This window comes from Porphyromonas canoris (genome assembly GCF_000765975.1).
Taxonomy (GTDB): Bacteria; Bacteroidota; Bacteroidia; order Bacteroidales; family Porphyromonadaceae; genus Porphyromonas_A; species Porphyromonas_A canoris.
The window spans coordinates 257,723-280,597 of the sequence record NZ_JQZX01000008.1 but is presented as its reverse complement, the minus strand read 5'-3'; the positions used below and the strand labels follow the sequence as shown (position 1 = coordinate 280,597).

At 45.3% G+C, this 22,875-nt stretch carries 21 protein-coding genes and 1 tRNA gene; 14 read left to right on the top strand and 8 right to left on the bottom strand.

The genetic code is table 11. The features are described 5' to 3' along the window. Positions 1-107 precede the first annotated feature (107 nt). Complete coding sequence (locus HQ29_RS04175; RefSeq protein WP_036791435.1) at positions 108-1,457, top strand: OmpA family protein; 1,350 nt, start codon at positions 108-110, stop codon at positions 1,455-1,457. Between the two features lie 2,489 nt (positions 1,458-3,946). After that, positions 3,947-4,183, top strand: a complete 237-nt coding sequence (locus HQ29_RS10400) for a hypothetical protein (protein WP_036867701.1) — start codon at positions 3,947-3,949, stop codon at positions 4,181-4,183. On the opposite strand, the gene HQ29_RS04150 is transcribed toward HQ29_RS10400, so the two are convergent. Continuing rightward, on the bottom strand, positions 4,146-5,579 hold the full coding sequence (locus HQ29_RS04150) for an ATP-dependent DNA helicase (protein WP_235318020.1): 1,434 nt from the start codon (positions 5,577-5,579) through the stop codon (positions 4,146-4,148). The genes HQ29_RS10400 and HQ29_RS04150 overlap by 38 nt on opposite strands. A gap of 175 nt (positions 5,580-5,754) precedes the next feature. On the opposite strand from HQ29_RS04150, the gene HQ29_RS04145 reads away from it, so the two are divergent. From HQ29_RS04145 to HQ29_RS04090, 12 genes are all read left to right on the top strand, one after another. Continuing rightward, complete coding sequence (locus tag HQ29_RS04145; protein ID WP_036791422.1) at positions 5,755-6,459, top strand: hypothetical protein; 705 nt, start codon at positions 5,755-5,757, stop codon at positions 6,457-6,459. A gap of 28 nt (positions 6,460-6,487) precedes the next feature. Further along, positions 6,488-7,276, top strand: coding sequence for a DUF3822 family protein (locus HQ29_RS04140; RefSeq protein WP_036867699.1), 789 nt, complete (start codon positions 6,488-6,490; stop codon positions 7,274-7,276). 4 nt (positions 7,277-7,280) lie between these two features. Continuing rightward, the gene (locus HQ29_RS04135) at positions 7,281-7,817 is read left to right on the top strand and encodes an RsmD family RNA methyltransferase (RefSeq protein ID WP_036791416.1); all 537 of its coding nucleotides are present in this window, start codon (positions 7,281-7,283) and stop codon (positions 7,815-7,817) included. A 20-nt stretch (positions 7,818-7,837) separates the two neighbouring features. Further along, positions 7,838-9,298, top strand: a complete 1,461-nt coding sequence (gene cls / locus HQ29_RS04130) for a cardiolipin synthase (protein ID WP_036867697.1) — start codon at positions 7,838-7,840, stop codon at positions 9,296-9,298. 12 nt (positions 9,299-9,310) lie between these two features. Next, a complete protein-coding gene (locus tag HQ29_RS04125; protein ID WP_036867695.1) occupies positions 9,311-10,294 on the top strand; it encodes a polyprenyl synthetase family protein in 984 nt (327 codons plus the stop codon). A 397-nt stretch (positions 10,295-10,691) separates the two neighbouring features. Beyond that, entirely contained in the window at positions 10,692-11,489 is a 798-nt protein-coding gene (locus tag HQ29_RS04120) for a TatD family hydrolase (protein ID WP_036867693.1), read from the top strand. A 137-nt stretch (positions 11,490-11,626) separates the two neighbouring features. Then, positions 11,627-11,712, top strand: a tRNA-Ser gene (locus tag HQ29_RS04115). 85 nt (positions 11,713-11,797) lie between these two features. Continuing rightward, positions 11,798-12,601, top strand: coding sequence for a MotA/TolQ/ExbB proton channel family protein (locus tag HQ29_RS04110; protein ID WP_036791408.1), 804 nt, complete (start codon positions 11,798-11,800; stop codon positions 12,599-12,601). Between the two features lie 14 nt (positions 12,602-12,615). Then, positions 12,616-13,089, top strand: a complete 474-nt coding sequence (locus tag HQ29_RS04105; protein ID WP_036864113.1) for a hypothetical protein — start codon at positions 12,616-12,618, stop codon at positions 13,087-13,089. A gap of 23 nt (positions 13,090-13,112) precedes the next feature. After that, the gene (locus HQ29_RS04100; RefSeq protein ID WP_152565504.1) at positions 13,113-13,703 is read left to right on the top strand and encodes an ExbD/TolR family protein; all 591 of its coding nucleotides are present in this window, start codon (positions 13,113-13,115) and stop codon (positions 13,701-13,703) included. Between the two features lie 11 nt (positions 13,704-13,714). Then, positions 13,715-14,182, top strand: coding sequence for an ExbD/TolR family protein (locus HQ29_RS04095; RefSeq protein ID WP_036864116.1), 468 nt, complete (start codon positions 13,715-13,717; stop codon positions 14,180-14,182). Between the two features lie 927 nt (positions 14,183-15,109). Beyond that, positions 15,110-15,892, top strand: a complete 783-nt coding sequence (locus HQ29_RS04090) for a GNAT family N-acetyltransferase (RefSeq protein ID WP_036867691.1) — start codon at positions 15,110-15,112, stop codon at positions 15,890-15,892. Positions 15,893-15,910: 18 nt separating this feature from the next. Here the strand turns inward: HQ29_RS04090 and HQ29_RS04085 are convergent, their stop codons facing one another. Genes HQ29_RS04085 through HQ29_RS04055 form a run of 7 tightly spaced genes read right to left on the bottom strand, consistent with a single transcriptional unit; the run spans position 15,911 to position 22,753 of the window. Further along, positions 15,911-17,626 (bottom strand): sensor histidine kinase, encoded by a 1,716-nt coding sequence (locus tag HQ29_RS04085; protein ID WP_036867689.1) that lies wholly within the window; start codon positions 17,624-17,626, stop codon positions 15,911-15,913. After that, on the bottom strand, positions 17,623-18,321 hold the full coding sequence (locus tag HQ29_RS04080; RefSeq protein WP_036864123.1) for a response regulator transcription factor: 699 nt from the start codon (positions 18,319-18,321) through the stop codon (positions 17,623-17,625). The genes HQ29_RS04085 and HQ29_RS04080 overlap by 4 nt, the downstream gene beginning before the upstream one ends. A 58-nt stretch (positions 18,322-18,379) precedes the next feature. Beyond that, positions 18,380-19,057 carry a phosphate signaling complex protein PhoU gene (gene phoU, locus HQ29_RS04075; RefSeq protein WP_036867687.1) on the bottom strand — a complete coding sequence of 226 codons (678 nt, stop codon included), beginning with the start codon at positions 19,055-19,057 and terminating at the stop codon, positions 18,380-18,382. A gap of 20 nt (positions 19,058-19,077) precedes the next feature. Then, positions 19,078-19,824: a phosphate ABC transporter ATP-binding protein PstB gene (gene pstB / locus HQ29_RS04070; protein ID WP_036867685.1), complete on the bottom strand. Its 747-nt coding sequence runs from the start codon at positions 19,822-19,824 to the stop codon at positions 19,078-19,080. Positions 19,825-19,843: 19 nt separating this feature from the next. Further along, on the bottom strand, positions 19,844-20,698 hold the full coding sequence (gene pstA, locus HQ29_RS04065) for a phosphate ABC transporter permease PstA (protein WP_036867683.1): 855 nt from the start codon (positions 20,696-20,698) through the stop codon (positions 19,844-19,846). A 2-nt stretch (positions 20,699-20,700) separates the two neighbouring features. Continuing rightward, complete coding sequence (gene pstC, locus HQ29_RS04060) at positions 20,701-21,897, bottom strand: phosphate ABC transporter permease subunit PstC (RefSeq protein WP_036867914.1); 1,197 nt, start codon at positions 21,895-21,897, stop codon at positions 20,701-20,703. Positions 21,898-21,937: 40 nt separating this feature from the next. Next, the gene (locus HQ29_RS04055) at positions 21,938-22,753 is read right to left on the bottom strand and encodes a PstS family phosphate ABC transporter substrate-binding protein (protein ID WP_036867681.1); all 816 of its coding nucleotides are present in this window, start codon (positions 22,751-22,753) and stop codon (positions 21,938-21,940) included. Positions 22,754-22,875 lie beyond the last annotated feature (122 nt).

The following is a 22,875-nucleotide window of genomic DNA, read 5'->3' as shown; positions in this document are numbered from 1 at the left end:
AGATGGACAATGATTTTGCCTATATCCGTTAGGAAAATACAGAATATATTATCGCCTAAAAATAGATAAGAAGGTAACAAACAATAACTTTTTAACATCACAAAGTAATGAGAAAGATTGGACTTTATCTTGCTCTTCCGTTGTTTTTAGCAGTAGGTGCTCAAGCACAGACAAAAGAAGAACTTATTAAGGAAGAAGCTCTAAAGATTAAAAAAGAGATTAAGCAAAACTACTCTAACTGGAGTATAGGTATCTATGGTGGTTTACCATTTACTCAAGGTGGAGATATGGCAACACTTGCTCACGACAAGATCCACTTTGGTTACATGGGTGGCTTGCAATTGGGTTACCAATTCAATCCATTCTTCGGTCTTAGCCTTACAGGTCAGTACGGAAACGCTCCTGCAGGCGCAAAGAAAGAAGAAATGCAATACAGAGTAATGCCTAACGGTCAGACATTCTATGGCGATATGAGCAAAGCTCCTGCTGAGTCTATGCTTTTCAAGGATGTTTATTCTAAGATCGTACACATGGGTGGAGGTTTGCACTTTGACTTCAACGTGGCTCCTCTATTCGCCCCTGGTGCAAACCGCAAGGTGGCTCTTATCCTAAGCCCTGCTGTTTATGCTTACAAGTTTTCTCCTACACTTCACAAGGTTAGCGACAATGCGAAGTTCAACACTTCGGATCTCAAGAACGACCTCACTCTAGCTCTTGGTGGAGATCTTGACTTCCGTGTTCGCGCAAGCAAGCATGTAGACGTAATGCTTAAGGCAGGTACTGCTTGGATCCAAAACAACAACAACTTCGACGGTATCGACAATACAGGTACTAAACTTCGTTATGGTGTTGTAGGTCAAGTGGCTCTTGGCGTTGTTTACAAGATCGGTAACACAAACAAGGAAGACAATATCCTTTACGCTCCTGTTGGTTCAGCTATCAAGAAGATGGCTACAGACAGAGTGAACGAACGTCTTGAAGCTGAGCGCATCGCTCGCGAAAAAGCAGAAGCTGAACGTTTGGCTCGCGAAAAGGCAGAAGCTGAAGCAGCTGCTCGTAAGAGAGCTGAAGAAGAAGCTGCTCGCAGAAAGGCAGAAGAAGAAGCTCGTTTGGCAGCTCTTGCAGCAGTTAAGTTTGACCTTCCAACAGTACACTTCAACAGAGGTTCACACAGAATCGATGTTAGAAAGTACAAGAACGAATTGGCAACAATCGTATCTACATTGAAGGAAAACCCAACTGTAGAATTTGTTATCACAGGTTTCTGCGACCACACAGGTACTGAAGCTCTTAACAACAAACTTGCTATCAACCGTGCAGAAGCCCTTAAATCATATCTTGCTAAACAGGGTGTAGATGTATCTCGTATCACTACTGCAGGTCAAGGTAAAGACCCTGTTCTTACAGGTAAGGACGCTCTTTCTATCAAGGCAAGAAGAGTTGAGGTGAAGAACTAATACTTCTTTGATCCCGACTAAGTAAATAAAATGAACGGCGGTAAGTGGTTTCACTTACCGCCGTTCCTCTTTATATATCCTCCGACACGCATAGAACAGACTCGCTTTCTCCCATATTTATAAAAATTCTGCCGTTAAAGCATAGAAAACAACTGAAAATAAGAATAGGCATTTCGCAATCGAACAAAAAAGAGAACACTACTATAAAGACAAGAGAGAACCGAGAAAAGAAGCAGACAACCCTTAACCCAACATACAAAATCTACCATTGAAAGGCAAAACAGAGCTAAAGAGAGAAGAGCGTAATCATTAGTCCAAGACAAAAGAGTCTCTATCAAAGGAAAAGAGACTACCGAGGACAGAAACGGACAACCCTTAACCCAACATACAAAATCTACCATTGAAAGGCAAAGCAGAGCTAAAGAGAGAAGAGCGTAATCATTAGTCCAAGACAATAGAGCATCTATCAAAGGAAAAGAGACAACCGAAAACAGAAGCGGACAACCCTTAACCAAACACACAAAATCTACCATCAAAAGATAAAACAGAGCTAAAGGGAGAAGAGCGTAATCATTAGTCCAAAACAAAAGAGTCTCTATCAAAGGAAAAGAGACTACCGAGGACAGAAACAGACAGCCCTTAATCCAACATACAAAATCTACCATTGAAAGGCAAAGCAGAGCTAAAGAGAGAAGAGCGTAATCATTAGTCCAAGACAATAGAGCATCTACTCAAAGAAGAAAAGACAACCGAAAACAGAAACGGACAGCCCTTAACCAAACACACAGAATCTATCATGAAAAGGTAAACAGAGCTAAAGGGAGAAGAGCGCAATCATTAGTTCAAGATAAAAGAGCATCTATCAAAGAAAAAGAGACAACCGAGAACAGAAATGAATAACCCTTAACCCAACACACAAAATCTACCATCAAAAGATAAAATAGAGCTAAAAGGAGAAGAGCGCAATCATTAGTCCAAGATAAAAGAGCATCTATCAAAGAAAAAGAGACAACCGAGAACAGAAGCGGACAGCCCTTAACCCAACACACAGAATCTATCATGAAAAGGTAAAACAGAGCTAAAGGGAGAAGAGCGTAATCATTACTCCAAGACAAAAGAGTATCCATCAAAGGATAAAAGACAGCGGAGAATAGAAAGGGACAACCCTTAACCAAACACACAAAATCGACCATCAAAAGATAAAACAGAGCTAAAAGGAGAAGAATGTAGAACTTTGCTCAAGACAAAAGAGCATCTATCAAAGGAAAAGAGACAACCGAAAACAGAAACGGACAGCCCTTAACCAAATACGAGAAATCTACCATTAAAAGACAAAACAGTGCTAAAGAGAGAAGAGCGTAATCATTACTCCAAGACAAAAGAGCATCTACTCAAAGGAGAAAGCATTATCGTAAAGAAAAATGGAGAAGCCTCAACCGATGGAGAGCAACCTTGTTAAAGAGTAAAATGTTACCGAAGAGCAGAACAAATAACCCCAAACCGGTGATAAACACAACACATTAAGGGAGATATTGACTTGTGAAAAATCCATTGCAATCTCCCCTTTTAGCGCACTGCACTACCATTATTGAGCCTCCTCTTAAAAGCCAAGAATGGTGCCCCAACCAGATCTGTTTCTTGGAAAAGCCATCTCAAAATCTCCAAACGAGACGAAAAAAGAGAGCCGTTTCGCACATCTCGATACCCGGACTGTCGCTTTCAATTTTGTGAAGCATTGTAAGCAGCGTCAAGGCCTTGCACCTCTCAATATCCGTCTATTCCCTCCAATCTTTTAAGATACTGCTATCAACAGCAAAGCCTCCCTCTCTCCTATATCTCGATAGCACCTCAAGCAGGGTCGATTAACACAAAAAAGCCCTCTCTTTACACCTCTCGGCTCTTCCCTCTTGGCATCAAAAATATCATGCTTTCACAGCCGGTTACACAACCCCATATAATCACCCCTCAACCGTACCACATAGGCACTTTTTTCACAAGAATAAAAGGGGGCAGAAGAGGATGTTTTATATAAAAATAGAGCTGCTCCAAAATAGAGATTTGAACCTCTCAGAGATGACTTAAAAACAGAAATAATTCCTCTATCAGTCATAAAATACTACAAAACAAATCGTTACAAATGAGCCCGAATTTGAGAAAAAATTTTTCTCAGTCCATTTCATGGGGCTTTTTCGCGTTAATTGGTGTGAATTTTAACACCCATGCTCGCAAATATTTCTTAATAGAGAAATCTGCCTTTTTAGGTGCTTTTTAGAGCAAAAACAGATAGAAGGCTGATTATTAGAGTCTTAACGATTTTGGTTAAACACGTTAATCGAATCCGGTAAACGTGTTTAATGAAATCACTAAACGTGTTCGTTGAAAAATTAAACACGTTAAGCCGACAAAATATGCTTGTTTAGCGTTTTGGCTTAACAAGTATCGGAATTTGTGTTAATAAAACAACCCAAATTTAACAGTTTGGTCGTGCTATGAAAACGACACCTCCGATCAAAATAGAGAGCAAGAAAAAAGTGGGCATTTTTCGGGATGGAATATATAAAAATAGAGAGCCGTTCGCCCTCTATCCGGAACAATATTTCTGCTCTTTTCTTTTGGAAAATTTTCCCAATCCGGAGAAGCATTTTATCCCCCACATCTTCCTCTCCGACGAAGCGAGTCTGACAACACTTACTCCTCTATCTCGAACAGCAGTTTACTCGGATTGACAAAGTAGAGATGCCCCGTAGCTCTCGTTACAGCCGTATAGAGCCAACGGTAGAAATCCAGCGACATCATCTCCTCCGTAAGATAACCGATGTAGACATAGACATCTTTCCACTGCCCTCCCTGCGATTTGTGGCACGTCATGGCGTAGGCATACTTCACTTGCAGAGCGTTCAGATAGGGGTGTTGTCGCATCACCGGATAGAGTTGCGCCTTAGTGGTCAGCTCCGGATAGTCTTGCCGCACTTCATCGAACAGTTCCTGCCGCTGCTCCGGAGAGAGTGCGGGAGAAGCATTGAGCAGACTGTCCATGATCACTTTTGCTTCAAACTGCTCTTCCGTTTCGGTTTCGAGTGTCACGTCCGCAAAGGTAAAGTTGTAGAGTTCTCGCACTTTTCCGAGTCGCTTTACGGTAAGCACCTCTCCATTTGCAGAGAATCGGGTGGGGGTTCGTCTCTGTTTTTCCTCTTCGCATCCGGGAAAATAGAAGTAGTTGTTCCGCGCCACCATGAGACGCTCACCCTGAACAAGAGCGGTCTCATAGTCGAACTGCCGACGGCGTATCTCTACATTAAACGCTTCGGCATCCTTATTGGAGCGAGTAACGACCACTACATCGTCCACCGAATGATCCCTCATGGAGCGATCCAGAGCCTCAGGCAGCTCCTCCCCTCTAAGTATCGACACATCTCCGTCTTTCTGTGGAACGAATGGTATAGGCGAGAGTGGCGGAACGTGTTCCGTGCTTCCCGTAGCCGAAAGCTCCTGTTGCAACAGCAGGATGTGATCTCTAAGGAGTGCACCCAAACGGACAATATTGCTCTGCTCAGCCTGACGAACGATGTCCGTAAGCACGGCGGAGTGAACCTCCGAACAGTAAGCCTTCAAAAATTCGACATCCAAAGCCGGACTGATGGTAGTACCCACCGGAGGAAGCTGAGCATCATCTCCGATGAAGACAACCTTTGAACCGGGTGTGGAGAATACAAAATCCAGAAGATCCTCAAGCAGTCTGCCCGATCCGAACATCCCGGACACATCCTCTTCGTTCCCTATCATCGAAGCTTCGTCTACGATAAACACCGTTCCCTCCGGATAGCTGTTTCTGTCTTTGTCAAACCTTTCTTCCAAAAACGAAACCCTTTTCTGCCTGTATATAACCCTGTGAATGGTGTATGCCGATGCAGAGCAATATCCTCCGAGGACCTTTGCCGCCCTTCCGGTCGGAGCCAGTAAAACCACCGGTTTATAGTAGAAAAGCAGCGTCCTGCAAAGAGCTCCCACAAGACTGGACTTGCCTGTCCCCGCATACCCTTTGAGAACAAAAAGAGCTCCATCCGGCGCATTCTCAAAATAGGAAAGCAGTGAGGAAAGAGCCTTTTTTTGAGAAGAAGACATCTCATGTCCAAAAAAATGGTTAAATTGGAAGCCAAAACCGGAAGGCAAAATCATAGGATACTATTTTTTAATTCAAGACCCTTTAAGGATTGGAATAAGTTTACTACTTTTGTCTTTGGATGTCAAAAAAAGAGACTCCCTCGGAAAGAACAAAAATAAACAATATACACGCCGCATGAAAGTAATAGTCAAAATTTTATTGGTAGCCGCCATCGTTGGCTTGGCTTACGTGTCTGCTATGAGTATTCTCACGCCTATCAACTTCAAAAAGAAAAAGACCGAACGTGAGAAACCTATTATCGAGAGACTGATAGACATTCGTACAGCACAGATCTCTTTTAAGACACAATACAACAGACATGCCGCTAATTTTGCGGAGCTGGAAGACTTCCTGAACAATGGACGTATTCCTACTGTTTTGAAAGAGGGTGAACTTACAGAAAAACAACGTGAAGACGGTCTTACAGAAGCATCTGCAGCCGCCATCACAGCCAAAGCTCGTGCAACAGGAAACTGGAAAGAAGCAACAGAAAAAGGTCTTGTGTATGGAGAAAACAAGTATTTCCTTCGTGATACCACTTGGGCAAATGCGAAGCTTGCTCTTTTCGGAGAAAATTTTGACGTCTCTTCCATCGGCATAGTTCCGGGAACAAACGCCAGCTTCAAAATGGATACTGCAAGTGTTAAGACCGCTTCCGGTTTCGACATCCGTATCTTTGAAGCCTCTGTGGACTACGATGTATACTTGGGAGACCTCGATAAGCATCAGCTTAAGAACCTTAAAGACAGAACTGAAAAGTTGGAAAAGTTCCCTGGTCTAAAGGTTGGTTCTCTTGTTGAAGTCAACAACTACGCAGGAAACTGGGAAAAAGAATTCTAATGAGATTGCTTATCACATACATTGGTATATGGTAGAGTTAGCGGATATACATCCACAAAAGTCTCAACAACTTCATACGTCCATCCGCATCACAACGGATGGACTTTCTTTTTATGCGAGAGACAAAGAGAGCTCGGCTCTTTTGGTCTCTTTCAGCACTCCTTTTCCCGAAAGCACGCTATCGCTCTCTCTTTCGGAGCAAGTAAAGGAAGTGCTGTTCCTGCACACTCCCCTCTCACTGCCTTTCCACTCCACAAAAATCTTCGTGGAGCCTTTAGAGGTAATGCTGATGCCGGAAGAGCTGTCTCAGAAAAGCACTTTGGGCTTTACTCAACACGCTCTGACGGAAGACGCAGAAGAGAAAAAAGAGCTGATCTTACGCATACCGCACAACGGCGGAATGGCGATGAGCTTCTCCATGGACGAACCTCTTTACAGCCTCGGACTGCGCTCTTTTTCCAATCCAAGCTATCATCATATCCTTGCGGAGCTTATCCGACAATCGGTGGAAGCCTCTCTGACGACCGGTTCAAAGGTGGTACACGCCGCTTTTTCCGGCGGCAGTCTGAACGTTGCAGCCGCGGAACAGGGGAAGTTGCTACTTGGAAACAGTGTCATTGCTCCCCGTGCAGAAGATGCCATATACCATCTGACACGAATATGGAGAGGCTTGGGAATGAATGCACATAACGATTCGCTGACGCTTTGGGCGGAAGGAGCAGACAGCCCGACCCTCTCTCTTTACTTCGGCGAAAGGATAAAAGAGTACACGGCACACACCTCTCCCGAAGAGATATGCCACCTTTATCTGCAATAAGAACATGAGAATAATACGCGGAAAATATGGCAAACGTCGCTTTGAAGTACCTTCCGGGTTCAAAGCTCGTCCTACAACGGACTTTGCCAAAGAGAATTTGTTCAATGTTCTGGAAAATATCTTCGATTGGGATGGAAAGAGTGTTTTGGATCTCTTTGCAGGTACGGGGAGCATCGGATTGGAATTCCTGTCGAGAGGATGCCGCTCCGTGGTGGCGGTCGAAAAGGATAAGCGACACTATCTCTTCCTTCAGAAGCTCGCCGATACCCTGAAAGACCCTGCGTATCGCCCGATATTGTCCGATGCTTTTCGCTTCATCGAGAGCAGAAGAGGGAGTTTCGACATCGTCTTTGCCGATCCGCCTTATGCTCTTGACAATATAGAGGAGATACCGGACCTGTTGATAAAGCACGGGACAGTGCACAGCGGCAGTACCATTATTATAGAGCATCCGGGTACAATCTCTTTCTCTTCTCATCCCTGCTTTTACAGCCATAAGGTGTACGGGTCGGTCAATTTCAGCATACTGTTTGTCCCATGAAATAACAGAGTAGAGCGCGTATGAGTTACTTTTTATTTGATACGAATAGTTCGTTGGATCTATTTTGGCAGCTGTTCTATTTCTTTCTGGTTCTCGGTGTCATTCTCGTTATCATCAGCCAAAACCGCCAGCCGTTAAAGGCGGTAAACTGGATTCTTGTGCTTATACTCGTGCCTCCCGTGGGTCTTTTTCTCTACTTCTTTTTTGGGATAGAGTTCAGGGGGAAGCCTCTTATTCCGCTCCGTCGCTTTCAAAGAATAATGTCTATGGACTACCCCGGAAGAGGGGAACTCCCTCCGCAGGTAGAAGTAGACAACGACTCCTACAAAAGTATCTTCTCTATTCCGGAGAAGCAGTTGGGCGTACCTCTCACGACCATCTCGGATATTAAGTTTTTCACTCAGGCAAAAAACAAGTACGAAGCACTTCTGCAAGACATCAAAGAAGCCAAGCACCACATCCATATCCAGTATTACATCATTGTGGATGACAATATCGGGCATCGTCTCAAGGAGGCTCTCATTGCGAAAGCAGCCGAAGGCGTCATGGTGCGAGTCCTTTACGACCACCTCGGAAGCCTTAAAACCAAAAGATCTTTTTGGAAAGAATTGAAACAGGGAGGCGTGGAAGTGGGAGCGTTCTTGCCCGTAGTCTTCCCCTTCTTAACCAATAAAGCCAACTACCGCAACCATAGAAAGATAGTGGTGATAGATGGTAAAACAGGCTATTTCGGGGGAATGAACGTTGCCGACAGATATATACATGGCACAAAATCGGGCGTGTGGAAAGACTCCCATTTCCGGATAGAGGGAGACGGTGTAAAGCTTCTGGAGAATGCTTTCATGGTAGACTGGTACATCGCAACACGGCGACTCCTCCCGAAAAGCATCTACGACACAGAAACACAAACGGACTCATCGGCTTCCGTTCCAAGCATTCCGGCTCTCTTCTTCCCCACTTCTCCCACCGATCAGTGGTTCATCTTGCAACAAGTAATGACAAAAGCACTTCTGACGGCAAAGAGAAGCATACACATCGTAACGCCATATCTCCTTCCTCCGGAGCCACTCAACAGAGCACTCATAGGAGCGGCTCTTGCCGGCGTAGAGGTAAAGATCCTTATACCGGATATTGCGGATGTACGTTTTGTTACGCCTGCGATGCTCTCCTATACGGAAGAAATGGTGAAGTCCGGCATCAAAATCATGAGATACACAAAGGGTTTCAACCACTCCAAGATTATGGTAATAGACCAAGAGATATGCATCGTCGGGTCTGCCAACCTGGATGCCAGAAGCCTTGAACACAACTTTGAAATAACAGGTATCATATACAACTCCGATCTTGCCTCGTCTCTCGTGGCGGATATAGAGAGAGATATGAAGACTGCCCATAAAGAGCCTCTAAACAGATGGAGCCAACTCTCTATATTCAGAAAGATGTGGTGTTCTGTCTGCAGGCTCATTGCCCCACAACTATAATATTCACTACTTATGACATCTTCAATTTCCCAAATCCCTTTCGAGGAATATCTGCTAAGTCTGATCCCTGAAGAAGAACCTCAAACCCTCTTCCTCCCCATCTCATACACTCTGGAAGTACCCGGAAAACGCATCCGTCCGAGACTTGTACTGCAAGCCTACGAAATGATGGGTGGCAAGCATCCGGACACGGAAGCCTATCCCGTGGCAGCTGCAGTGGAAGTGTTTCACAACTTTACCCTCCTGCACGATGACCTGATGGACGATGCCGCCACACGCAGACACAGACAAACCGTCTGGAAAAAGTGGGATGCCAACACCGCGATCCTCTCCGGAGATGCCATGTTGGTATTGGCATACGAAATCTTAGCTCGCTCTCAAGCATCCGACTTCCGCCGTTTGCAGGAGATGTTTTGCCGGACAGCCAGAGAGGTATGCATGGGGCAGCAGTACGATATGGACTTTGAGAAAAGAGCCGCAACCGAAGTGGGCGTGGACGAATACATGGAGATGATCCGGCTTAAAACATCCGTCCTCTTGGGAGGCGCACTCGGCTTGGGTGCAATAGCCGCCGGAGCATCCGAAGAAGATACCCGGCTTCTTTATCAAATAGGAGTAACCACCGGTCTTGCCTTCCAGCTCCAAGACGACTATCTGGACACTTTCGGAGACGAAGCAACATTCGGCAAACCGATAGGTGGAGACATCATAGAGCGCAAAAAGACGTTCTTGATGATTCAGACGGCAAAAATCGCAGAGTCGAGAGGAGAAACCAAAGCATGGGAAGCTGCTCTTGCAACCGAAGATAAGAGCAAACGGATAGAGCGTGTAAAGGAATTTTATGTGCGTTATGAGGTAGACAAGCTGATCCGAGACATGATACAAGGGCTCTCCAAGCAGGCAGTCTCTCTCTCCGAAGAGCTTGATGTACCCAACAGAGCACCTCTTGATGAATTGATAAAGATGATCCGATCGCTTTCGGAGAGAAATCACTGATCCTCTTGGAGAGCCTCCGAATGAACACCATCGGGAATCCGTCGAGACAGAGAGAACGACAACGCACTTTCCTCCATAAGCCCGAAACCGGATCTGAATAGGTTCAAATCTTCTTTTTAACCTGTTCAAATCTTCTCTTAAACATAAAAAAATTTTGCAATCAAGACTCGATTTCCCGAAATCGGGCTTTGATTTGCAAAATTCAGCACTTGTTTTTCAGGATTCAAACTTTGAATACAACTTTTTAACCCGTTCGGTGCAGCTTTTATCAACGTTCAGAGGTAGAAATAAACAGGTTCGGCAGATGTCTCAAAGCCTCATCTTTTGAGAAGAAAACAGATGCCTCATTACCAATGAACACCCTGCACCAAGACTCAGCAAAAACATAGATATAACAATGCAATCATCTCGCATAATAGATACACACACGCATCTCTACGGAGAAGCATTCAAAGAGGATCTTCCCGATGTCGTAGAGCGAGCGATGCGGTCGGGCATCAGCCGGATGCTTCTTCCTAATATAGATAGAAGTTCATTCCCCGAACTCGAAGAGTCTGTAAGGCAGTTCCCGGAGGTTTTACTGCCGATGATGGGGCTTCATCCCACATCTGTGGATGAAAACTACAAAGAAGAGCTGGCGTTTGTCCGGGCAGAGCTTCAAGCTCCAACCCTGTCCCGCTACTACGGAGTGGGCGAAGTGGGGCTCGATTACTATTGGGACACCACCTTCAAACAGCATCAACAGGAAGCATTTGCCACACAGATCGAATGGGCTAAGGAGTATAACCTCCCTCTCAGTATCCATACCCGAAGTGCGGTGGAAGATGCCATAGACATCTATAAAGAGGCAGGAGAAGGCAGATGTTCCGGTGTATTTCACAGCTTTACCGGCACTCCCGGAGAACTGAAACGTATAGACAGCGAGACCAATGCCTTTGTCGGAATAAGCGGAGTGGTAACATTCAAAAACTCCGACCTGCGCGACTTTCTCTCTCGCTCCATTCCGCTCGAAAGAGTGGTAATAGAAACGGATGCGCCATATCTTTCTCCCGTTCCGTTCAGAGGCAAACGAAATGAGCCTTCATACTTGCATCTGATTATCAGTGAGTTATCAATAATATACCGAAAACCGGAAGCAGAAGTATCCGCACAATTATTGGTCAATTCGGTTAAATTATTTAACTTAGAGACTTGACAACACTGTTTTGATTTGGACTTGTTTAACATTTCCTTTTTGGATGTGAAAGAAATAATAGCCCAAAATAGTGCGTATGTCAATTAAAAAACATAGATTTGTACTCTGTATGGTGTGAGACATCGCACAGATAACAAGGAGAGGTGCTCGAGTGGCTGAAGAGGCACGCCTGGAAAGCGTGTATACGCAAAACGTATCAAGGGTTCGAATCCCTTTCTCTCCGCAAAGGGTTGAATGAGTAAACCCACAGTGAAATAAAGGAATAAACAACAAATAATTTAAATCTCTAATCTAAAAACAAACGCACAATGAAAAGATTTTTAGCTAGTATCGCATTGATGGGTTTCTTTACTCTAGCCCTACCTCAGGTAGTAAGTGCCCAAGATCAAGTAGCACAGGAAACCACTCAAACTGTGGATACTCCAACAGAAGACGCCGCTCCTGCTACTCTTGAAGCAGAAATGGTAGAAGGCGGATTTCACCAAGAGCTTAAGACAAAGTTCATTGAGGGTGGTCCTGCATTTATGTCATTGGTAATCATCACTCTTATCCTTGGTTTGGCATTTGTATTGGAAAGAATCATCTATCTCAATCTTGCCGACACAAACAATGACAAATTCCTTGCAGAGGTTGAATCGGCTCTAGATAAAGGAGATGTAGAAGCAGCTAAAAATATTGCTCGCGACACTCGCGGTCCTGTTGCATCTATTGCATATCAAGCACTTCTTCGTATCGACCAAGGTTTGGACGTAGTAGAACGTTCTATCGTTTCTTATGGTGGTGTACAAGCAGGTCTTTTGGAAAAGAACCTTTCTTGGATCACACTCTTCATCGCAATGGCTCCATCTCTTGGATTCTTGGGTACAGTGGTTGGTATGGTTCAAGCATTCGATGACATCGCTAAGGCCGGCGACATCTCTCCGACAGTTGTAGCTTCCGGTATGAAGATCGCTCTTATCACCACTATCGGTGGTCTTGTAGTAGCTCTTATCCTTCAAGTATTCTACAACTACCTTCTTTCTAAGTTTGAAGGCATTGTAAACAAGATGGAAGATGCTTCTATCCGTATTGTTGACTTCATCGTGAAGTATAACCTAAAGTTTAAGAGATAATATAATAGACCGTCATGGCAGTAACTAAAATAAGAAAAACATCGAGCATAACTCTCCTTGTAGTGGCAGCTATCTCGGTGATAGTCATGGGGCTATTCTACTTCGGTGGAGTTGTTGACCCTGCGGCTGCCAAACCGGAGCCCGTCTATACCGGAGCTTTGCTGTATTGGACATACGCGTTGGCTATCATTGCCGTGCTTGCAACACTACTATTCGGGTTAGCAGCGTTCTTTAGCAGTTTCAAAAACTCACCCAAGAAAGCGATACGCACAGTAGTTATATTGGTACTCTTTGCAGCGCTATTGGGTATCACTTATGCAGTAGGTAGTGCAGATCCGCTTCCTTTGAGCCAAGACTTCCAACAGTATAACATTCCGACTTGGTTGAAGAGAACCGATATGCTTCTATACTCTACGTATGCACTTATCTGCCTCTCTATCCTCGGAGTATTATTTGGTGCTATCAAGAACCTATTCATAAAGAAGTAAGACGTAACATATAAAGCAGAATAATTATGGCAAAAAGAAAAACTCCCGGAATTAACGGATCTTCTTCCGCCGACATCGCTTTCATGTTACTTATATTCTTCCTGGTAACAACATCTATGGGATCGGATAAAGGGATCTTGCGTTCGCTTCCGCCTGCGCTTCCCCCTGATCAAAAAGATATAGAGTTGGACATCAACAGAAGGAATATGCTTAAAGTATTGGTGAACACAGACGGACGTGTTCTCTGTAACGGTGAAGAGATCGAGCTTAGCCGTTTGGGAGAAAAGGTAAAAGAGTTCGTCCTTAACGTCAATGATGATCCGACTCTTCCTGAAAGAGAAGACAAGGAGATTCCATTGCTTGGCGTTATGAAAGTAACCAAGAGTCATGTGATATCGGTAACTAATAATGTGGACACAAAGTATGCGGACTACATCACTGTTCAGAATATTCTTGTGAGAGCCTATAACGAGTTGCGTGCAGACTTTGCCCGTAACAAGTGGGGCAAGACACTTGAAGAGCTTTCTCCGGAACAGCTTGATGCTCTTGTAGAACTTTATCCACAAAAAATCTCCGAAGCAAATCCGAAAGAGTACGGAGGCAAGAAAAAATAAATATCTAAGTTATGAGTAAATTTCTAAAAGGTGGCGGGCGAGAAATGCCCGAATTGAACACTGCGTCATTGCCTGACTTGGTATTTGCATTCCTATTCTTCATCATGATGGTAACTTCTATCCGTGAAGTAACTATGATGGTTCAGGTGAAGCTACCTGCTGCAACAGAAATAACAAAGTTGGAGAAGAAGTCGCTTGCAACATACATCTACATGGGTAAGCCTATGTCTATGTATCAAGCAAAGTACGGTACTGAAACTCAAATTCAGTTGAATGATGAGTTTGCTTCTCCAAATGATATCTTCGACTTTATTGCTCAAGAAAAAGCAGCAAAGAACGAAGAGGATGCAGCCCTTATGACGACAGTCTTGAAAACAGACGAGTCTACTAAGATGGGTATCGTAACTGAGGTAAAACAAAAGCTAAGAGAGGCTGATGCGCGTAAGATTATCTACGCAACCGTTCAGCAGACAAAATAGTTCTGAAATATAGAACAAACGATGAGAAGGTCTCAGAGGAATTTCCTTTGAGACCTTCTTATTTTTCAGCCCCAAAAGGTACGAGAAAAAGAGAGAAAATGCAGGTCTTACCGGTGGGAGCTTTTATATAAAAATGGAGTTCGTGAAACCGGCTGCCGACAAAGAGAGATTTTGTCCTGTCATCCATGTTCGGCGAACAGAAAAGCCTCTATCCTACTATATATTAAGCCGTTATGAGAAATCGCGAATTTCCGAACTTTTCTCCTCCCGATCGTTTTCGAGCCCTGTTTTCGCGTTAATTGGTGTAAATTTTAATACCCCTATCTGTAAATGAATCCTAACTTGTTTTTCGACCGAAAAATGACAAAAATAGGGCAAAATACTCAAAACCCTAATAGTCAGCACTATAAGCAAAAATTCTAAACACGTTAATCGAATCCGGTAAACGTGTTTAATGAAATCACTAAACGTGTTCATTGAAAAATTAAACACGTTAAGCCGANATCCGGTAAACGTGTTTAATGAAATCACTAAACGTGTTCATTGAAAAATTAAACACGTTAAGCCGACAAAATATGCTCGTTTAGCGTTTTGGCTTAACGAGCATCGGAATTTGTGTTAATAAAATGGAGTGAATTTAACAGTTCGGTCGTGCTCTGAAAATGACCCTTCCGATCAAAATAGAGAGAGAGAAAAAAGAGGGCATTTTTGGGGATGGAATATATAAAAACACTCTTCCGAGAGCCCCGAAAAAAGGGAGCAAAAAGAGAGAAAAGATCGTCCACGAAAAATGGTTATCTTTATTGGAGAATATCACTTTTAGAGTTTGGGAAAAGAGAAAATCATATGCGGTAAAATCCGAAGCGTATTTCCACGTTCTGCAGAGCCGTCCTCTCCTCTCCCAAACAGCACATAAACATCAAAATAATGGAAGCATCTTACATTACGATCACCAAAGAAAATCTCCCCACCGAACACATCTGTTGCGCGTTTTCCGATAAGAAGTGCGAAGAAGGGTACAGACTGAAAAAGATGTGGCTGGAACAGGAGCTGGAACGAGGCTATATCTTCAGAAAGTTAGACGCCAGAGCCAAAGTGTTTATAGAGTATGTGCCTGCCGAGCAAGCATGGTTACCCGTGAGTGCAGAAAACTACCTCATGGTAAACTGTCTGTGGGTATCGGGGCAGTACAAAGGGCAGGGACACGCCAAAAGACTCCTTCAGTCCGCAATAGATGACGCAAGAAAGCAAGGCAAATACGGATTGGTAACGGTGGTCGGAACTAAAAAGTATCACTTCATGAGCGATACAAAGTGGTTGCTCAAGCAGGGCTTTAAGACCGTGCAGACACTTCCGGAGGGTTTCTCTCTCCTTGTCTTGAAAACAGATGATACCGCTCCCGATCCTTGCTTCAAGGAGTCTGTAAAGAGAGGATTACCGGATGACGAACGCACCGGACTAGTTGCCTATTACAGCAATCGCTGTCCTTTCACCGAGTATTATGTGGCTACGGTATTGGCAGAAGAGGCAAGAAAGGAGGGCATACCGTTGAAAATCGTCAAGCTCGACACCCTTCAAGAAGCACAAGACGCCCCTTCTCCTGCCACCATATTCTCGCTCTATTGGAATGGTAAGTTTGTTACCACAGACATCAGTAGCTGTATGGGAAGCAAGCTGATGAAGATTGTAAGACCGGCAAAAAAGGAGTAAGCAACTTACGAGAGGGATTTACTTTTGCAGCTGGAAGAGAAACTCCAGCCCGCCACCCTTTCTATTCTTCACCGTGATACTTCCTTTGTGAAATGCTATGGCATTCTTCACGATCGAGAGACCGAGTCCGGAGCCTCCCGTATCTCGTGTTCGCCCCTCCGATATGCGGTAAAAACGATCAAAAAGACGAGGGAGATGCTCTTCGTTGGATATGCCGCAACCATTGTCCGAAAACGAGAAGTAGTAGAAGCGATCGTCCTCATTGTAAAGAGAAAGTGTAATAGTGGTATCTTCTCCTGCGTAATTGATGGCATTATCGGTGAGGTTTCGGAAGATGGAATAGAGGAGATTTCGGGAGCCGTAGACGGAGATTTTCTCCGGCAAAAGCAGCTTCACCGACATTCTTTTCTGCTCCAGAGCAGAAGCCAAATCGCTCTTCAGCCTCTCCAACAAGAGATTGAGATCCACCTCTTCCTGCTTGAAGAGCTGCGGTGCTTCCTCCATTTTGGTGATCAGACTGATGTCCTGAATCAGTTCGGACAGCACCATCGCCTGCCCAAAAGCGCGAGAGATAAAGTAGTGTCTCCTCTCCTCGTTCGGGTTTTGCTCCATTACCGTTTCCAGATAACCCCGAATGCTTGTAACGGGGGTACGCAGTTCGTGAGCGATGTTTGCGGTCATCTCCTGCTTCAATTGCCGTGTCTTCTCCTGTTTGGTTATGTCATTCAGTATCACTTCAAAGCCTTCATCATCAAATCTGTTAAGGCGTAGTGCAAAGCTTTTACCCTGTTTTGAGAGCTTCTGTTCAAAGTAGTTTTCGGAAAGATTCTCATTCAGGAAGCTCTGCATTCCGGCAAACTCCGGAGCCGTAAACAGGATGGATGGTTCGCCCGTAGGTTCATCCGTAAGGATGTTGAGGTATTGAATGAAAAGTCCGTTAAAGAATTGCACTTTCTTGTCAGGGGTAAAAAAGCATATTCCTTCCTTTGAACTGTAAACGTGTTGAAGCAGTCGGCTTCGTTCCAAATCTATTATCTCCTTTCTCTCTCTCAGTTGGCGGTAGTTTTCCGTTATCTTACTACCGATCTCTCCAAGTTCATCATCCGGGAAGTTGAGCTTTGGAGCGGCACCTTTATCGCTTTCCGTCATGAAGTCTCTTAGGCGACGGATGGATGCCCCAAAGCGATTACTCACCATATTGACCCCCACAAGGGTAACGACAAAAAGCAGCAACACGAAGTAGAAAAAGGTGTGATCCGCCTGCATGAACTGCTCCACTTCGATGTCGTAAGGCAGTGCCACTCTGATGTATCTATCGCCAAACCTTTTGGCGTAGTAGAGATACTTCCGGCTGTTAGAGGCAGAAGTGCGGAGATCCGTACCTGTTCCTTTCTCTTTTGCCTGCGCTATCTCCGGTCGGGAAAGGTGGTTTGTCAGTGTGGAGAGATCCAGAAAGGAGTTGTCGTAAAAGAGAGTCCCCTCCGAGTCTATCAGGCTGAGACGAATGGTTTGAGGGAAAAGAGCAAGCAGCGAATCGAGCCGGCGAAGATCGTTGTTGCCATCTGCCACGAGAGCGGAATTGACTATTTCCGTGTAGGTACGCAGTCTCTCCTGCATCGCTTCCGTTCTAAACCTCCGGTCTCGTGCCTGTTCAAAGAGAATCACTCCCGCAGAAAAGAGAAGAAAAAGAACGGATATGTAGAAGAACAGACGCTGTTTATAGGTCAGTTTCATAAGACAACTCCGGTATTAAATCGGTATCCATACCCGGAGCGATTCACTATTACGGCACCATATTTTCCCAGCTTCTTTCTCAGCCGGGTGATATGCACATCCACCGTTCGCTCCGTTACGTAAGTCATTTCATGCCATACAGTATCTATGATATCCTCCCTTGAGAAGAGTCTGTCAGGCTTTTGCGCCAATAGAGCCAATATCTCAAACTCTGTCTTGGTTAGCGATACCGCTTCGCCCTCGATAGAGACCTCTTTTGTGGCAAGATCTATTACAAGCCGGTCGAAAGAGAGTTTATTCTTCTGCGTAACCGCCGCTTCCGGTTTCGTCTTGGTACGTTTGAAGACCGCTTTTATGCGGGCTATCACCTCTTTTATAGAGAATGGCTTGGAGATATAATCATCGCCACCGACAGAAAAACCCGTAAGCATATCGTTCTCCGTATCCTTTGCGGTGAGGAATATGATAGGGATAGGATTGCCTTCGGAGCGTAGCTTCTCTGCCATCTTGAAGCCGGACATTCCTCCCATCATCACGTCCAGAAGGATCAGCGAACAGCTCCCGTCGGCAAGCTTTTCCAGAGCCTCCTCTGCCGAGTAAGCGCATTCCACGCCAAAGCCTTCACTTTTGATGTTAAATTCAAGGATGTCGCAGATGTCTCTATCGTCATCCACTACGAGTATTTTCTCTGTCATAAACAACTTTTTTCTCCTTTCAAAGTTAGCCTTTTTCCGCTATACAGAGCGGATCGTATCACTCCTCCGGAAACTTTTGACCGCTATGTTTCAGCACCTTTGCATCTACATAGAAAACGAGTTCCTCGACAATATTGCTGCAATGATCGCCTATTCTTTCCATTTTACGTATCAGCAGGAAGAGCTTGAGACCGCAACGGGCAAAGTCGGGTCTTTTCCGAATCTCCTCTGCAAGGCTTTCCAGAGCGTTGTGATAGATAGCATCCACCGCCTCATCTTGAGCAAGAATTTTGCCGGACACCTTTGTGTTTTCAGACTCCAGTATTACATAGCTGTCGCTAAGCATGCCGATGAGAATGTCAAACATCTGTTCCACCTGCAGTTCATCCAATATTTTCGGATCCACATCACTGCAATCATTATCTATGACATGCTTTGCGATACCCACCGCAAAGTCTCCTATGCGTTCGAGAGTATTGCTGATCTTTATCAGAGAGAGTATAAGACGAAGGTCTATGGCGACCGGACTGTAAAGAGCAATATAGTTTTCGCAGTCGCTATCTATTTTCAGGTCGAACGCATCCAACCTTTTCTCCCTGCTCATAACCTCCAGAGCGGTCTCGATATTACTGTTTAAGAATGCCTCTTTAGCCTTTTCAAGCTGCGACAGTGTCAGTCTCCACATCTGCCTCACCTCCTCTTTCAGGGCGAGCATCTCCTGTTCGGTATGTTTCATAGCTGTTATTCTCTTTCTGTTTAACCAAAACGCCCTGTGATATAATTCTGTGTAGCCTGTTCCTTAGGGCTTAGAAACATCTTCTTTGTCTCGCTGTACTCTATCAGCTTGCCCAGCATGAAGAAGCCGGTCATATCGCTTACCCGTGCGGCTTGTTGCATATTATGCGTTACGATCACTATCGTGTACTCTCTCTTCAGAGAGTGTATAAGCTCTTCGATTTTTGAGGTAGAGATAGGGTCCAAAGCCGATGCCGGTTCATCCATAAGCAGGATAGAGGGCGACACCGCCAAGGCTCTTGCGATGCAGAGACGCTGCTGCTGTCCGCCCGATAGCTCCATGGCAGACTTTTTGAGTTTATCCTTCACTTCGTCCCAAAGGGCTGCAGCCCGGAGCGACTCCTCTACACGCTGTTCGATAAACCTCTTATCTCCCATGCTGTTTACCCTCAGCCCATACGCCACATTCTCAAAGATAGACTTCGGAAACGGATTGGGTTTCTGAAATACCATGCCCACTTTTTTTCTCAACTCGTCTATGAGCAAAGACTTATCGTATATATTCTTCCCATCTATAAGGCATTCGCCGGTGAGGCGAGTATCGTCTATCAGATCGTTCATGCGGTTGAAAAGGCGAAGAAAAGTAGATTTACCACACCCCGAAGGTCCTATAAAAGCGGTTACGGTATTGGGTTCCATCTTCATGCTTATCCCTTTAAGAGCCTGGAAGTCTCCGTAGAAAAAGTCTATGTTTTTTGCTTCAATCATCGTTATTGTCTTGTTTCTTTTAGTTGGTTTTTACTTTTGCCCCGAAATGTTTTCTCAAGAAAGAGGCAAGGAGATTCATGCACACCACTATCGCTATAAGCACCAAAGCCGTACCATAAGCTATCGGGCGAGAAGCCTCAAGGTCTGTACCGCTCGTCGCTATCACGTACAAGTGATACGGCAAAGCCATGACCTGATCGAATATCCCGGTCGGGAGCTTGGGAAGGAAGTACGCAGCCACCGTAAAAAGTATGGGCGCAGTCTCTCCCGATACTCTTCCGATGGAGAGGATAAGACCGGTAGATATATTGGGAAATGCAGCCGGAAGCACAATCTTCCATATCGTTTGGAGTTTGCTTGCCCCTAAAGCAAGGCTACCGGTGCGATAAGAGTGCGGAACAGCCTTGAGTGCCTCTTCCGTAGTGCGGATAACCAAAGGCAGTACCAGCAGTCCGAGCGTAAGCGATCCTGCCAAAATGGAGTCTCCGAAACCGAGAGTGTTCACGAACAGAGACATTCCGAACAGACCGAATACGATGGAAGGAATACTGCTAAGGTTATTGGTCATGATCCGGATGAACTTCACCACCATTCCGTTTCCGGCATACTCCGTTGTATATATCGCAGACATCACACCGAGAGGAAAGGAGAAAATCATGCTCCCGACCACCAAACAGAGTGTCCCCACTATCGCCGGGAAGATGCCCCCTTCGGTCATACCCTCGGCAGGAGCAGTGGTCAGAAACTCCCAGCTTATCACTCCCAGTCCGTTGTAAACAAGAAAACCGAGAATCCAAAACAGGGTGAAGACCACCAGCAATCCCAACAGTCTGAATATCAAAAAAGCTATGCGCTCCGTATATTTCTTATCCATTCTCATACGCTTTTATGTTGTTTCTTGGATATTACTTCGGCTGCCACACTGATAATCATGGTGATGACAAACAGAATAGAGCCTAACAAAAAGAGCGACCGGTAGTGTGCCCCTCCGGCAGGCGCTTCTCCTAGCTCTGCCGCAATGGTTGCCGGAATGGTTCGTACCGACTCCAACAGAGAAGCAGGCATTACCGCCGCATTTCCCGTAACCATCAGTACCGCCATGGTTTCTCCTATGGCGCGTCCGATACCAAGCACCACCGCAGCGGAGATCCCCGATACAGAGTAAGGCACCACCACTTTGTAGATGGTCTGCCAGCGGGTTGCCCCAAGAGCAAGACTCGCTTCACGCATCGCTCTGGGTGTGTTTCGCAGAGCATCTTCCGCCACTGTGATGATGGTCGGAAGCGCCATAATGGCAAGGATGATGCTTCCCGTAAGCGCGGTTTCTCCCACCGGAAGATTGAGCGTATCCTGTACAATGGGAACGAGAACCACCAATCCGAAGAAGCCATATACTACGGAAGGAATCCCGGCAAGCAGCTCTATGGTAGGCTTCATGAGCTTGCGCACCCGTTCTCCTGCCAGTTCGGAAAGGTAGATAGCCACACCAAGTCCGAGAGGCAGAGCTATAAGAATAGCCACGATACTGACGAGCAACGTTCCCAACAAAAGCGGTAGCACACCGAACAGAGGCGCAGGAGTTGCCGTAGGCATCCACTCTTTTCCGCCAAAGAAATCGGACAGAGAGATGTTCTCATAGGGTAGAGCTTTCACCTCCGGCACATTTACGGGAGCATATTTTTCGGGAAGAAAAGCTATGATATTGGGGTTCTCACGGATCACTTGAGCCAGTTTGTCGGGAAGATGTTCGTAGTTTTCGCCCAGCTCTTCATCGGAATAGAGCGAAAATATCTCGTCAAATCTGAAGATCATAATCTCTTCGTCCCTACCGCCAAGCTCTGCCCAGAAGACCACTTCGGAGTCGAAAATATTCTTTATGTCCGTTACGGAAAGATCCTTTACGCCGTTGGACGAGTGAAGATAAAGCGCATACCCTTTCTCCACAGAGGGCGAGGAGAACAGCCCCAACCCCTCTTTGAAGAGAAAGACCACTATCAGCACAATAGCGATGCTTGTGATAGCACCGCTAAAAGCCAGTATTGCCTCTGTTACTTTCTCAAAAAATCGTCTCAGTTGCTTCATATTCATGCTGTAAGCTATACGATCTTGCCTCTTACTTTACGGGGATAAAGCCCACTTCGGATACGATCTTCTGTCCATCGGCAGAGAGAACGTAGTCCACAAAGGGCTTCAATGCTGAGGCAGACTTTGCTTCGTAATAGTAGTACAACGGACGCACCACCGGATAAGACTTGTTCTTGGCATTCTCTATCGTGGGAGCGGTGAATGTCTTGCCCTTGTCGTAGGAGATCCGAACCGGTTTTACATCCTTGTTCAGATAAGCCAACCCGATGTAGCCGATAGCTCCTTTGGTCTGGCTTACAGACTGTACGATGGCTCCCGTAGCAGGCATGCTCATGATGCCGTTCATGTAGTTTTTGTTTTTCAGAACACTCTCTTTGAAAAACTCATAAGTACCGGAGGATGTCTCACGAGAGTATGGCACGATCTTCAGATCTTCTCCGCCGACCTCTTTCCAGTTTTTAATCTTTCCGGTAAATATCCCTTCGAGCTGTTCACGAGTGAGCCTGTCTACCCTGTTGCCCGGATGAACAACCACCGCGAGTGCGTCATAAGCGATGATTACCTCTTTTGCGCTCTTGCCCCCTTCTTGAAGTTTTTGTTTTTCGTCAAACTTAATCCTGCGTGATGCTTGTGCTATCTCCGTAGTACCGGCAAGAAGAGCGGATATACCCACACCGCTACCTCCACCGGTTACAGATATTGTGGCAGATCTGTTTTGCTTCATATATTGTTCCGCTATCTTTTGGGATAGGGGAAGTACCGTGTCCGATCCTTTCACTCGCTGAGCATTGGCACTCCATGAAAACGCTAAAAGCGCAAGAGATGCTAAGATTGTTTTTTTCATGTCTCTCTGTTTTTTGAATTTGTATATATCTCACTGTTTCCACTGCAAAACTACCGAACGAATGTTACGCACCATCTGCCTTTCTGTTACATTTTGGTTAAGCGGTTCGGAATGGAGTAAAG